Source organism: Haemophilus sp. C1 (assembly GCF_001276515.1).
Classification (GTDB): Bacteria; Pseudomonadota; Gammaproteobacteria; order Enterobacterales; family Pasteurellaceae; genus Haemophilus.
Genome location: NZ_LDVZ01000006.1, coordinates 1 through 14,363 on the forward strand (window position 1 = coordinate 1; position 14,363 = coordinate 14,363).

The following is a 14,363-nucleotide window of genomic DNA, read 5'->3' on the forward strand; positions in this document are numbered from 1 at the left end:
CGATACAATATCGAAAACAATCCTTTAAATAACAGTCTAACTTTTTGGGGTCAGATCAATTTTCACCGCACTTTATTTTTATTTAAAAGCCCTTCTATGCCAATCACAATGAGACTTAACCAAATAGGCACATAAGTAAAATAGTCGCTTGTGGTTATTTGATTATCTAGCACAAAGACAGCTATTAAAAAAAGCAATATGGGTTCGATATAACTCAACACTGCAAAAATACTGACTGGAATTTGTTGGCTAGATTTTAAGTTGGCTGAAAGCGAAATCGCACTCACAATACCAAGTGCAGGCAATAATAACCAATAACGATATTCTTGCGTAACCAAAGAAAGTGTATCGCTTTGAGAAAGAATATAAATAAAACAAGGAATCGAAATTAAAATAATATCCAATGTAATCCCTTGTAGAGCAGGGATTTTCATCAATTTACGGCTTAGATAATAAAATGGATAAACCGTACAAACCCACAAGCTTGTCCATGAAAAACTTTGAGTGTGCCATAATTCATGTGCAACACCGCAGGCAGCCAGTAAAAGCGCAATTTTCTGAACAAATGATAAGCGTTCTTTTAACCAAGCCCAGCCTAAAACAGCCATGATCAGTGGGAAAAGGAAATATCCCATCGCAATATTTACCCCTTCACCATTTAGCGGTGCCCACATAAAGAGCCAGAATTGACTTCCCGCATCTAATGTCCCCAGTAAAAATAAAACCCAACGCGTCCAACTTTTTCCTAAAGTTGTCGTGATAAGAGACAAAAGAGAGCGGCAACCAATAGTCGGGAATAAAAGTAAAAGTAGTCCAAAGATCATGGTTAACATACGCCACGCAAAAACATCCGTTCCGCTAAGTGGTTGGAGCCATATGCTAAATAAATATAATATGCCAAATAAACATTGTGAAAAAATGCACAATAATACGCCTTGAGTGACTACTTTCATCTTAGACCTCATCTCATCAATATGATTATTATAAAATCCCAAGACAATAAAAAATCTCAACTTTATTTTTATTGTGATAATATTTTTCTCAATAGTTACATTTTTGAGAAATTATCTTATGCAAACACTGGATAAATTAGATCGTAATATTTTGAATGTATTACAACAAGATGCCATGATTCCGTTAAAAGAACTGTCAGAGAAAGTGAATAGTTCCGTTGCAACCTGTCAACGACGTGTACAAGCATTAACTGATTCAGGCGTTATTACAAAACGTGTTGCAGTAGTTTCCCCAAAAGCGGTTGGGCGTACGATTAGTGTGTTTGTCATGGTCGAAATGGATAATCAACACTCTTATTATCAAGAGCAATTTGAACGAAAAATGCGCCAAGAAGACGAAGTGGTGAGCTGTTACGAAATTTCAGGGGACTATGATTTTATGTTGCTACTCCATGCAAAAGATATGGAAAGCTATCACGCATTCACACGTCGAGTATTGACTGGCGAATTTCATGTAAGAACTTATAAAAGTTTATTTATAATGAATTTTACTAAAGCAGATAGTGGAATTATCTTATAGCACAGCGCAATAAATTTTGCTCTTCCCCCATAAAGTGGGACTCAATAATTACTGATAAATTTAACTAAAATTAAAAAGGCTGAGTCCGATACAATATCGAAAACAATCCTTTAAATAACAGTCTAACTTTTTGGGGCAGCTCAAAATTTACCGAACTTTTCTTATGAACCTAAACGCTGGCGTACAATTTCAAATAAACATACCCCTGTTGCGACAGATACATTTAATGATGAAACTGAACCAGCCATTGGAATGCTAATCAGTTGATCGCAATGTTCACGCGTTAAACGACGCATCCCTTCGCCTTCTGCTCCCATAACAAGTGCTAGTGGCCCTGTCAGTTTGCTTTGATAAATGGTTTCAGTGGCTTCGCCAGCAGTGCCAACCACCCAAATGTTATGGTTTTGCTGTAAATCGCGTAGTGTGCGAGAAAGATTGGTTACACGAATTAACGGCACGGTTTCTGCTGCACCACAAGCCACTTTACGCGCGATAGATGTTAATTGTGCCGATTTATCTTTCGGTACGATCACGGCTGCTGCGCCCGCTGCATCAGCTGTTCGCAAACATGCTCCCAAGTTGTGTGGATCCGTCACGCCATCTAAAACTAATAAAAGCGGATTTTGTTTATTCGCAAGAACTTCATCAAGATCATTTTCATTAAGTTCTTTTGCCGCTTGTACTCGAGCAATGACACCTTGATGAACTTCGCCATCAGCTTTTTTATCAAGCGTTTGTCGATTAACAAATTGCACGCCAATTCCTAGGGAATAAAGCTCGTTTAAGAGTGGCTGTAGACGTTTATCTTCACGTCCTTTAAGGACGAAGACTTCAATTAAACGTTCTGGTGAATGAGTTAAAATACTATTAACAGCATGAATGCCGTAGATTTGTTCTGACATAAATTTCTCTTTTTCTTATTTGAATTTTTAATTCATTCTAAAAATAGGAAGTGAATTATTTTCGTTTTCTAGATGTTTTCTTCGAAACTTCTTTCTTTTTTACCGCACTTTTTCGTTTCTGGGATGTTTTAGAGGGTAATTCTTTAAAGACTTTCTTGGCTTTTTCTTTCACGGTTTTTCCGGCTCGACGAGGTTTACGTTCACTTCCCATCAGCGAGAAATCGACCATTTTATTTTCTAAATGTACTGCTTCAACTTTGATGCGAACTTTATCGCCTAATCGATATTGCATTCCGCTATTTTCGCCAATTAAACGCTGTTTTGCTGCATCGAATTGGTAATAATCGTTTTCTAAGGTGGAAATATGGACTAAACCATCGATGAATAAATCATCTAAGCGTACAAATAAACCAAATCCCGTCACAGATGAAATAACACCGTTAAATTCTTCGCCAATATGATCTTGCATATATTCACATTTCAGCCAATCTGCCACTTCACGAGTGGCGTCGTCAGCACGGCGTTCCGTCATTGAACAATGATTGCCAAGTAAATCCATTTCATCAAAAGAGTAATGATAACCGCCAGTATCCGTTGTTTTACGTTTTGCGCCTTGTTCTTTAGCGAGTAAATATTTGATACCTCGATGAAGTGTTAAGTCTGGATAACGGCGAATTGGCGAAGTAAAGTGAGCATACTCTTCCAAAGCCAAACCAAAGTGTCCAATATTATCAGCGTGATAGACCGCTTGGCTTAATGAACGTAGCAACATTGTTTGAATAAGTTCATGATCTGGTCGTTCTTTAACTTTTTCTAACAGAGCAGCATAGTCTTTTGTAGTTGGTTTTAAGCTACCTTCTAGAGTTAAAGCAAACTCACTTAAAAAAGTGCGGAACGATGTTAATTTTTCTTCGCTAGGGGTGGCATGAATACGATATAACGCAGGCTCTTTATGTTTTTCCATAAAATTGGCTGCTGCGATATTCGCAAGAATCATACATTCCTCAATGATTTTGTGGGCATCGTTACGAACAACAGGTTCAATGCGTTCAATTCTCCCCATTGCATTGAAAATAAACTTAGTTTCAATGGTTTCAAAATCGATGGCACCACGTTGTTTTCGGGCATTGAGTAATGCTTGATAGAGATGATGTAATTCTTCTAAATGTGGAATAAGTCTTTGATAACGAGTGCGTAATTCTTCATCGCCTTCAAGCATTTTTGCTACTTTGGTATAAGTAAGGCGGGCGTGAGAATTCATCACTGCTTCATAAAAGCGATAATCTGTGAGCTTACCTTTGGCAGAAATTTGCATCTCACACACCATACACAAACGATCCACTTGAGGGTTAAGAGAGCATAAGCCGTTTGATAAAATTTCAGGTAGCATTGGTACAACTCGATTCGGAAAATAGACCGAGTTACCACGATTATGTGCTTCTACATCCAAAGCAGAACGCAAACGTACGTAATAACTGACATCCGCAATCGCTACCCAAAGTTTCCAGCCCTTGCTGTGTTTTTCACAATAAACGGCATCGTCAAAATCTCGCGCATCTTCGCCATCAATGGTCACAAGCGGTAAATTGCGTAAATCCACACGACCTTTTTTTGCTTCTTCAGGCACTTCTTCAGTGAATTTTTTTACGTATTTTTCCACCGCACTTGGAAACTTATGGGGAATATCGTGGTTACGCAAGGCGATTTCCACTTCCATTCCTTTCGCCATATTATCGCCTAGGATTTCAGTAATCACGCCAATTGGCTGGTTAAAACTAGCAGAGCGTTCTTGCAATTCGACAACCACAACTTGCCCCATTCGTGCGCCATTACGATGTTCATTAGGCACGAGAATATCACGACCAATTCTGCTGTCATCAGGCACCACATAGCTAAAACCGTTTTCTAAGAAAAAGCGACCCACAATTTGTTTTTTACGGCTTTCTAATACGCGCACAATTCGCACTTCACGGCGACCACGACGATCTAATCCAGCAGGCTGAGCTAAGACAAAATCTCCATGCATGACTCTTTGCATTTGATGGTTTGGGATGAATAAATCATCCTTTTTGCCATCTACTTGTAAAAAACCGAAACCTTCGCGATGACCAATTACCGTACCTTTAAATAAATCTAATTTTTCTGGTAAGGCATAGCGTTTACGTTTGGTGAACACTAATTGGCCGTCATTTTCCATCGCGCGTAATCGGCGACGCATCGCTTCTATTTGATCTTCATTTCGAATGGAAAGTGCGGTCAAAATTTCATCCCGATTCATCGGTGCATTATTGTCTCGAATAACACTTAAAATGAACTCACGGCTCGGGATTGGATTGCCGTATTTTTCCAATTCTCGTTTGTAATGAGGATCTTGGTTGATTAAGTTTTTACGTTTTTTTGTCATTATTTTTTACAGTTTTAAAAAGTTCGGAGAGTTTGACACTGTAAGGGGGATAATGCAAGGAAAAGAAAATCTGCACTCGTGATGAGTGCAGATAGAAAGTGAATTAAGCTGATTTTTTGGTAAAGCCAATATAGGCACAGAATATAAATCCAAGAACTAAAGCGTAAGGCGTGAATTCACCAATGCCAGAGCCTGAAGCTGCAAGGCTTAAACGATGCGCAGCAGCGGCACCTAAAAGCATACCAAGTACAAAAATAGCGGAGTCATTATCGCCTTCACCAAGATGAACTAAATGTTTGCCAGGACAACCACCGCCAAGGGCGAAGCATAAGCCGCAAAGTGCCATGCCGAGGAAGTTCCAAAGATACTGATTATGTGCACCAGGTTGTTGTTCAAACCCTAAATGGAATTGGCCAAGTAAAGCATTGGTAATAGCAGCAAATACCACTAGAGCGATGACACCGTTCAATAACGAAGAATCACGGAATAAAATAAAATTACGGAATGCGCCAATTGAGCAGAAACGTGATTTTTGCATTAATACACCTACGATTAGCCCACCTACTAAAGATAACGCCCAAAATGCATGTTGTGTGCCAGGGCCTTTTTGTGAGAAATAAAGCGGTAAACCTTCGCCAAAACTAAATTGGGTGATAACGCCAATAAGTAATAATCCCGCAATAATGACAGAAATCCAGCCTGTAACAGGAGCTTGTTCTTTTGCTTTGCCGAGCGAAAACCCTCGATTGCTAAAGAAAATTCCACCTAGTACGCCGACAAATAAACCGACAATCCCTGCAATCGCAGATAAATCGCCGCCTCCTAGACGCAGATATGCGCGCCATGGACAGCCTAAGAATGTTAGGGCACCAATCATAGCAAATGCCCCTAAAATTAAGCGAATGAATGGCGATGAGCCACCACGAGCACGGAATTCTTTTGCAAATAACGCACTCGCTAACGCACCGAAAATTAATCCGATGAGTTCGGGGCGGATGTATTGAAGTGGAGCGGCTTGATGTAAGCCAATGGAACCTGCTGTATCGCGTAAGAAACAGGCTGCGCAGAATCCCATGTTGCCAGGATTTCCGCTATAAGTAAGTAGTGGAGCGATGATACCAAGTGCAGCACCTGCAACCACAGGCCATTTTGATCCTTTCATAATGAAACCCTTGTGATATCTAAAGTTAAACTAAATTGTGTACTCTCGAATACTCGAAAAGCACGTTCATTTTAATCTAAGAAGTTAAATGGTAAAGAATGATTTGATGAAAAGATGAGATAAATCAAAAATTTGCTACGAAAAAAGTGCGGTAAAAATTTTATTGATTTCCGTAATAAAAATAAAAGATCTATACTAACCTCATTCATTTTTTACTCGGAAGATACTATGACAGAACGTTCAGCTAATATCATTACCCACGATCCTTTTGGTAGCTTGCTTGGATATGCGCCTGGTGGCGTGGCAATTTATTCCTCAGATTACAATACTGCAGATGATAAAGAGTTCCCGAATGATGCGGCATTTCGGAGTTATCTAGGGCGAGAATATATGGGCTATAAATGGCAGTGTGTGGAATTTGCGCGTCGTTATTTATATCTCAATCACGGTGTTGTATTTGCCGATGTTGGTATGGCGTACGAGATCTTTTCTTTACGTTTTTTACGCCAAGTAGTAAATGATGCTTTGTTGCCCTTGCAGGCATTTGCTAATGGTTGTAAGCGTAAACCTCAAGCAGGTTCCTTATTAATTTGGCAAGAAGGAGGCGAATTTAAACATACGGGGCATGTGGCAATTATTACCGAAGTATTGGCTGATAGAGTTCGAATCGCTGAGCAAAATGTGATTCATTCTCGCTTGCCAAGTGGCCAGCAATGGACGCGTGAATTGCCGATGATTGTTTCAGAAAAAGGTTATTTTCTACAAGATACTTTTGATGATACTAAAATTCTTGGTTGGATGATTCAAACAAACGATACTGAATTTTCAGAACCCCAACCTTTCCCAAAATCAACCGCACTTAGGTTACAAGCTCATCATGTTGACAATCACGGTCAATTTAGTGGGAAATGGTTAAATGAAAATGAACCATTTGATATGGCTTATATCAAGGCGATGGGCGGGCATAAAGTGAGCCATTCTGATCAATATCGCTATTTTGCTATGTCTGAAAGCGCTCAACAGGAATTAATTCACGCCACAAACGAACTGCATTTAATGTATCTGCATGCAACAGACAAAGTACTCAAAGATGATAATCTGTTGCAGTATTTCAATATTCCGAAGCTCCTTTGGCCACGCTTAAGACTTTCTTGGCAAAATCGCCGTTATCAGACGATTACTGGTCGTCTAGATTTCTGTATGAGTGAACGAGGTTTGAAAGTCTATGAATATAATGCTGACTCAGCTTCTTGCCATGCAGAAGCAGGCGATATTATGAATCGTTGGGCAAAACAAGCTGGTGGCGTATTGGGGGAAAATCCGTCCGATGGCCTGCGTAATGCGTTAGCTGATTGTTGGCAACATAGCCAAGCCTCAAAATTAGTCCATATTCTGCAAGATCACGATGATGAAGAAGATTATCATGCCATGTTTATGCAACAGGCATTAGTGCAGGCTGGCTTTCAAGCTAAAATTATTCACGGAACTGAAGGCTTACATTGGGATAATCGTGGCCGCCTGATTGATGATGAAAATAACCAAGTTCAAACTGTTTGGAAAACCTGGGCGTGGGAAACCATGCTGGAACAACTTCGTGAAGATGCAACAGGAATGGAAGTTGCTCCGCCTATTCGCACAGGTTATCCAGAAGATAAAGTGCGGTTAATTGATGTACTACTTCGCCCAGAAGTGTTGGTTTATGAACCGCTTTGGACAGCAATTCCAAGCAACAAAGCGATTTTGCCTGTGCTTTGGTCTTTATTCCCTAATCATCGTTATTTGTTAGAGGCAAGTTTTCATCTCACACCAAACTTAATCCAAAACGGCTACGCACAAAAACCAATTGCAGGTCGTCGAGGTGATAACGTTAAATTGATTAGTGAAAATAATTCCATGTTAGACACAACCGATGGACAGTTTGGTCAGCAAGATAGTATTTATCAACAACTTTGGTGCTTACCACAAGTAGAAGAACAATATTTGCAAGTTTGTACTTTTACTGTTGGAGGGCATTATGGTGGCACTTGCCTACGTTCTGATTCAAGTCGTGTGATTGTAGGCAATAGTGATATGCAACCATTGAGAGTGTTGAAGGATAAATAAAACACCTTGTGATATTAAGAATGGGTTTTACGCAATGCTTTTCCAATTAAAATGCTTACAACTAACATCACTAAAGTCGGAACCAACCAAGCCATTCCTTCAGATGAAAGAGGGAAGTGCTCCAATAATGAATTAATGCTTTCTGGTAACATTTTAACGTTATTTAAGCTGTCACATAAACTAAAACAAACAGTTACGATTAATGTGCTGTTATGTGTAAATTTTATTGATGGAAGGTTTTTGCGTAAGAATTGCAATAATACAAGCACAATAGCCACCGGATAAATTAATAACAAAGCAGGGATCGTTATACGAAGTAGATCCGTTAAACCGTATTGTGAAACAGTGATTGTCATTGCGGTAAAAAGTGCGGCCCAGAATGGGTAAGAAAAACGCACAGAGAATTTTGAAAAATAGTCAGCGGCAGCACTCGTTACACCAACAAGAGTTGTTAAGCTCGCTAATACAATAATACCAGCCATAATCCAAGTCCCAGCAGAACCGAATAAGACATTTACATAACGAGAGAAAATTTGTCCGCCATTAGTTGCACCTTCTGCAACTGCAGCACTAGTCGCACCTAGATAGAAAAGAGAAAAATATAAACCCGCAAGTAAAATGACTGAAACAAATCCAGCTGAGATAGTGTATTTCACGATATCTTTGGGTTGAGTTACATTTTTTGCTGCAAGTGCGCGAGCGACGATTCCACCGAAAGCAATAGCTGCGAGTACGTCCATAGTTTGATAACCACTGGTTAAGCCGATTAATAAAGAGTGGCCATTTTCATAAGCTTTACTGGGTGTTTGAATTTCAGATAAAGGTGAAATGAAGACAGTGACGGCTACAGCAACTAATAACACAAGCAATGCTGGTGTCATAAATTTACCCACGCTTGAAATGATCGTATTTGGGCGAATCATAAAGACCATCGCGATTAAGTTGAAAATGAGTGAAAAGAGGAAACGAACACTAGCATTATCTTCTGCTAATCCTAATGGCAACCACGCCATTTCATAAGCAACATTTGTGATGCGTGGCATAGCAAAGGTAGAGCCAATGGTTAAATAAAGTATAACGAGAAAACCTGTGCCCGCCCATTTTGGTAAATCTTTAGTAAGTTCTTCGCCACGACCTAAAATTGCCACCACAACAAGCGTGATAAATGGCATTAAAACACCAGTTAAGACAAATCCTAAGGACGCACTCATCCAATGTTGTCCAGCTGAGAATCCTTCCATTGGAGGAAAAATGATATTACCTGCACCTAAAAATAAGGCGAAGATCATCATTCCTAAAATAATAATATCTTTGCGTGAAAACATAAATTTTGGCTCTAAAAATAAAAAGACCTGCATTCTACTACAAAGTAGATAAAATCCCTATTGCGTAAAATTAAAAATGTGAATTTTGTCACAATATGAAGAATTTTATCGACAATTCGCTAAAAATACCTGCAAAATCTACCGCACTTTTCCCTTTGAGAGCGAAAATATGCTAGGATTCAGTCTTTGTTAATTTTTTGTTATTTATTTTTGGAAGGAGTTTGCGTGGTACAACTGATTCAACGCTTTTTAAAATTAGAATCCGCTGGTGGTATTTTGTTGCTTTTTTCTGCTGCAGTAGCGATATTGCTGGCTAATTCGCCATTAAGCAATCAATATAATGATTTTTTGAATTTGCCAGTCAGTTTGCAAATTGGTAGTTTTTCTATTAATAAAACCTTAATCCACTGGATTAACGATGGTTTTATGGCAGTGTTTTTTGTGCTAGTTGGAATGGAAGTAAAAAAAGAATTATTTGAAGGCGCGCTTTCTACCTATCAACAAGCTATTTTCCCTGCTATTGCTGCTGTAGGCGGAATGATCGTGCCTGCGTTAGTTTATTGGTTTATTGCAAAACAGGATCCTAGCCTTGCAAACGGCTGGGCTATTCCTATGGCGACAGATATCGCTTTTGCGCTTGGCATCATGGCATTATTGAGCAAGCAAGTGCCATTGCCTCTAAAGATTTTTTTACTCGCACTCGCTATTATTGATGACTTAGGCGCGATTGTTGTAATTGCTCTTTTCTTCTCTCACGAATTAAGTGTACAGGCTCTAATTTTCTCAGGTATTTCTATTTTGACTTTGGTTTTATTAAACCGCTTTAGAGTTAGCACGCTTTGCGCCTATATGGTGGTTGGAGCAATTTTATGGGCATCTGTTTTAAAATCTGGTGTTCACGCAACTTTGGCCGGCGTGATTATTGGTTTTTGCATTCCATTAAAAGGTAAAAAAGGTGAACGACCATTACGTGATTTTGAGCACATTTTAGCACCTTGGTCATCCTTCGTTATTTTACCGCTCTTTGCTTTTGCTAATGCGGGCGTTAGTTTTGACGGTATTGATGTGAGTATGATTTCATCGCCATTATTATTGGCTATCGCGTGTGGTTTAATTATTGGTAAACCAGTCGGTGTTTTTGGGTTTAGTTATATTTCCGTTAAGTTGGGATTAGCTAAATTACCGGATGGAATCAATTTTAAACAAATTTTTGCCGTCGCAGTTTTATGTGGTATCGGCTTTACAATGTCAATGTTCTTAGCAAGCCTTGCTTTTGATGCGGATGCTGGAGAAAGTGTCAATACGCTTTCTCGTTTAGGCATTTTACTTGGTTCAACCATTTCAGCAACGCTTGGGTATTTATTCTTAAAACAAACGACAAAACTAAACTAATCATACACAAAGTGCGGTAAATTGATCAGCCCTCTAAAAGTTGGACTAAATAAGCGACCGATGACATACAAAGTATGTCAAGAAAAGAAAACTATCTAGACAATGCGGAAATGGAAAGTTTCTTTGGTCGATTAAAAACGGAATGTTTTTATGGTCGGAGTTTAACTGAAATTAAAAGGACTGAGTCCAATACAATATCATCAGTCCTTAAATAAATAGCCCAGTTTTTTGAACTCAGATCAAATTTACCGCACTTTTTAACACCTATTGTCGAGCTTGAACTTCTGCGTTGGCGTAATCAATGGTAACAACCTTACCAGGTAATAACGCACCAGATAGAATTTGTTGTGCCAAGCTGTTTTCGATCTCTTGTTGAATTGCACGTTTCAATGGACGTGCGCCATAAATTGGGTCGTAACCCACTTCACCAATGAAATCTAATAAAGCGTCGGTAAATACTAATTCGTAGCCACGAGTTTCCATACGTTTTGCTAAGCGTTCTAATTGAATATTGGCTATTGCACGGATATTTTCTTTACCAAGCGGATGGAATACCACTGTCTCGTCAATACGGTTGATAAATTCCGGACGGAAATGTTGGCTTACCACTGACATCACTAAGGCTTTCATTTCGCTATAGCTTTCGTCTTTGTTACCTTGGATTAAATCAGAACCTAAGTTAGAGGTCATGATCACCACCGTATTACGAAAATCCACAGTACGACCTTGCCCATCAGTCAAACGACCATCATCCAATACTTGTAATAAGATGTTAAATACATCCGTATGGGCTTTTTCAACTTCATCGAGCAAAATCACCGAATATGGACGACGGCGAACAGCTTCAGTTAAATAACCACCTTCTTCATAGCCGACATAGCCTGGAGGAGCTCCGACTAAGCGAGAGACACTGTGTTTTTCCATAAACTCTGACATATCAATACGTACCATCGCATCTTCACTATCAAACAAGAATTTCGCCAAAGTTTTGCAAAGCTCAGTTTTACCAACACCTGTTGGCCCTAGGAACAAGAATGAACCAATTGGGCGGTTAGGATCGGAAAGACCGGCACGGCTACGACGAATCGCGTTTGCTACCGCATCAACAGCTTCTTCTTGGCCAATCACTCGTTTATGTAGTTCATCTTCCATGCGCAAGAGTTTTTCTTTCTCGCCTTCCATCATTTTTGATACTGGAATGCCTGTGGCTTTAGAAAGCACTTCAGCGATTTCTTCATCTGTGACGCGATAGCGCAAAAGTGTCATTTCTTTTCCTTCGCTGGTTTCAGCTTGCTCGAGTTGCTTTTCAAGAGCAGGGATGCGGCCATATTGCAACTCTGACATTTTAGCTAAATCACCCGCGCGACGAGCTTGTTCTAGTTCGGTTTTTGCAGTATCTAATTCTTGTTTAATATGTTGCGAGCCAGAAAGCGTTGCTTTTTCAGATTTCCACACTTCTTCAAGTTCAGCATATTCACGTTCTTTTTCAGCCAATTCTTTCTCTAACATTTCTAAACGTTTGCGACTGGCTTCGTCTTCTTCTTTTTGTAACGCCTGTTGTTCCAATTTTAGTTGGATAATACGACGTTCAAGACGATCAAGCGGTTCAGGTTTAGAGTCAATTTCCATACGAATGCTAGACGCTGCTTCATCGATCAAATCAATCGCTTTATCCGGCAATTGACGATCAGAAATATAACGATGTGAAAGCGTTGCTGCTGCGACAATCGCAGGGTCAGTAATATCCACGTGGTGATGAATTTCATAACGTTCTTTCAAACCACGTAAAATTGCAATGGTATCTTCTACACTTGGTTCGTCCACAAAGACTTTTTGGAAACGACGTTCAAGTGCGGCATCTTTTTCGATATATTGACGATATTCATCTAAAGTGGTTGCCCCCACGCAATGTAATTCACCGCGCGCTAAACTTGGTTTTAACAAGTTACCCGCATCCATCGCACCATCGGTTTTACCTGCGCCAACCATAGTATGAATTTCATCAATAAAGAGGATAACGCGACCTTCTTCTTTTGATAACTCATTTAAAACGGCTTTTAAACGCTCTTCAAATTCACCACGATATTTCGCACCAGCAATCAACGCACCCATATCTAATGAAAGGACGCGTTTATTTTTCAAACCTTCAGGCACTTCACCATTTACAATACGTTGTGCCAAACCTTCCACTATAGCGGTTTTACCTACACCAGGTTCACCAATTAACACAGGGTTATTTTTGGTACGACGTTGTAATACTTGAATCGCTCGACGAATTTCTTCATCACGCCCAATGACAGGATCAAGTTTGCCACTTTCTGCACGAGCAGTTAAATCAATCGTATATTTTTCTAATGCTTGTCTGCTTTCTTCTGCATTTTGATCATTCACGTTTTGTCCTCCTCTAATTTGCTGGATGGCTTGCGAAATTTGTTCTTTTTTTGCGCCGCACTTTTTCAGAATATCGCTGATCGTTCCTCGTTCTTCTAAAGCTGCAAGCAAAAATAATTCGCTTGAAATAAATTTATCTTGGTTTTGCTGTGCGTATTTATCGCATAGATTAAGTAAATTAATGAGCTGACGTGAAAGTTGAACATCACCGCCATTGCCAATCACTTGTGGCAATTTATTTAACTCAGTCTTCAATTCATTACGCAATAACGCCACATTTACTCCACTTGCAGTTAAAATTGGCGCAATGGAGCCGCCCTGTTGATTTAAAAGTGCGGTTAATAAATGCACGGGTTCAATAAATTGATTGTCTTTTCCGATAGCAAGTGATTGTGCTTCGCTTAAAGCTTCTTGGAATTTTGTTGTAAATTTTTCAATGTTCATACGATTTCCTCAATTTGGTTTCGGCTTTCGCCGTTTGCCCAAATTAAGTAAGATCGTTTGAATGGATTTCAAGAGAAGAAATGAAATATTTTTGATTTTATCTATCAATAAAATCTTGATGATAGGTTTCAACCTACCAAAATATCGAATAGTGGCACATCCCAATGCTCAGTAGGAAGATTTTCTAATTGCTGACATTGATGCGCTAAACCAACTGGAATAAAAGATTTATTTTGCCAATTCTGCAACGTGCGATCATAAAATCCACCGCCCATGCCAAGTCTGTTTCCCTGTTTATCAAAAGCCACCAATGGCGTAAATAAAATATCCAGTTCATTTAATGGCAAAACATTTTGAACATTCAGCTTTGGCTCCCAAATACCAAACTGATTTGGTTTCATTGGCGTATCAGACAAATAGCGTAAGAACAATAAATGATGTTTAGTAAAAGGATGTAAAACAGGCAAATACACATTTTTGTTTTGCGCCCAAAGGGATTGGATTAAGGCTTTCGTAGAAATTTCGCCATCAAAAGAAAAATATAATGCAATATTTTTGGCTTGTCGTTGCTCAATAAGATTTAACGCCTGTTGGGTAACCGATTGTGCTGCTTTTTCCTGCTGAAGTACGGTTAAATTTGCTCGTATTTTTCGAATTTCAGCGCGGATTTGCTGGCGTTTTTGAGTATTCATAGAAATGAAAGGAGA

10 protein-coding genes are annotated in these 14,363 nt (G+C 39.3%); 3 read left to right on the plus strand and 7 right to left on the minus strand.

Going from position 1 to position 14,363, the window contains the following annotated elements:
• Positions 1-62: 62 nt before the first annotated feature.
• The gene (gene rarD / locus ABW51_RS03465) at positions 63-953 is read right to left on the minus strand and encodes an EamA family transporter RarD (protein WP_053465582.1); all 891 of its coding nucleotides are present in this window, start codon (positions 951-953) and stop codon (positions 63-65) included.
• A gap of 118 nt (positions 954-1,071) precedes the next feature.
• On the opposite strand from rarD, the gene ABW51_RS03470 reads away from it, so the two are divergent.
• On the plus strand, positions 1,072-1,533 hold the full coding sequence (locus tag ABW51_RS03470) for an Lrp/AsnC family transcriptional regulator (RefSeq protein ID WP_046939028.1): 462 nt from the start codon (positions 1,072-1,074) through the stop codon (positions 1,531-1,533).
• 161 nt (positions 1,534-1,694) lie between these two features.
• On the opposite strand, the gene rlmB is transcribed toward ABW51_RS03470, so the two are convergent.
• The 3 genes from rlmB to yedE form a co-directional block, all read right to left on the minus strand.
• Positions 1,695-2,435 carry a 23S rRNA (guanosine(2251)-2'-O)-methyltransferase RlmB gene (gene rlmB / locus ABW51_RS03475; protein WP_053465583.1) on the minus strand — a complete coding sequence of 247 codons (741 nt, stop codon included), beginning with the start codon at positions 2,433-2,435 and terminating at the stop codon, positions 1,695-1,697.
• A gap of 55 nt (positions 2,436-2,490) precedes the next feature.
• Complete coding sequence (gene rnr, locus ABW51_RS03480; protein WP_053465584.1) at positions 2,491-4,839, minus strand: ribonuclease R; 2,349 nt, start codon at positions 4,837-4,839, stop codon at positions 2,491-2,493.
• Between the two features lie 103 nt (positions 4,840-4,942).
• Complete coding sequence (yedE, locus tag ABW51_RS03485; RefSeq protein ID WP_053465585.1) at positions 4,943-6,001, minus strand: YedE family putative selenium transporter; 1,059 nt, start codon at positions 5,999-6,001, stop codon at positions 4,943-4,945.
• Between the two features lie 228 nt (positions 6,002-6,229).
• Between yedE and gss the strand changes: the two genes are divergently transcribed.
• The gene (gss, locus tag ABW51_RS03490) at positions 6,230-8,104 is read left to right on the plus strand and encodes a bifunctional glutathionylspermidine amidase/synthase (RefSeq protein ID WP_053465586.1); all 1,875 of its coding nucleotides are present in this window, start codon (positions 6,230-6,232) and stop codon (positions 8,102-8,104) included.
• A gap of 14 nt (positions 8,105-8,118) precedes the next feature.
• Here gss and brnQ read toward each other — a convergent pair whose 3' ends face one another.
• Positions 8,119-9,429 (minus strand): branched-chain amino acid transport system II carrier protein, encoded by a 1,311-nt coding sequence (gene brnQ, locus ABW51_RS03495; protein WP_053465660.1) that lies wholly within the window; start codon positions 9,427-9,429, stop codon positions 8,119-8,121.
• Between the two features lie 225 nt (positions 9,430-9,654).
• On the opposite strand from brnQ, the gene nhaA reads away from it, so the two are divergent.
• Complete coding sequence (gene nhaA / locus ABW51_RS03500; protein ID WP_053465587.1) at positions 9,655-10,821, plus strand: Na+/H+ antiporter NhaA; 1,167 nt, start codon at positions 9,655-9,657, stop codon at positions 10,819-10,821.
• Between the two features lie 264 nt (positions 10,822-11,085).
• Here the strand turns inward: nhaA and clpB are convergent, their stop codons facing one another.
• Together clpB and ABW51_RS03510 are read right to left on the minus strand one after the other, a co-directional pair.
• On the minus strand, positions 11,086-13,656 hold the full coding sequence (clpB, locus tag ABW51_RS03505) for an ATP-dependent chaperone ClpB (protein ID WP_053465588.1): 2,571 nt from the start codon (positions 13,654-13,656) through the stop codon (positions 11,086-11,088).
• Positions 13,657-13,784: 128 nt separating this feature from the next.
• The gene (locus ABW51_RS03510) at positions 13,785-14,348 is read right to left on the minus strand and encodes a 5-formyltetrahydrofolate cyclo-ligase (RefSeq protein ID WP_053465589.1); all 564 of its coding nucleotides are present in this window, start codon (positions 14,346-14,348) and stop codon (positions 13,785-13,787) included.
• Between the last annotated feature and the right edge of the window lie 15 nt (positions 14,349-14,363).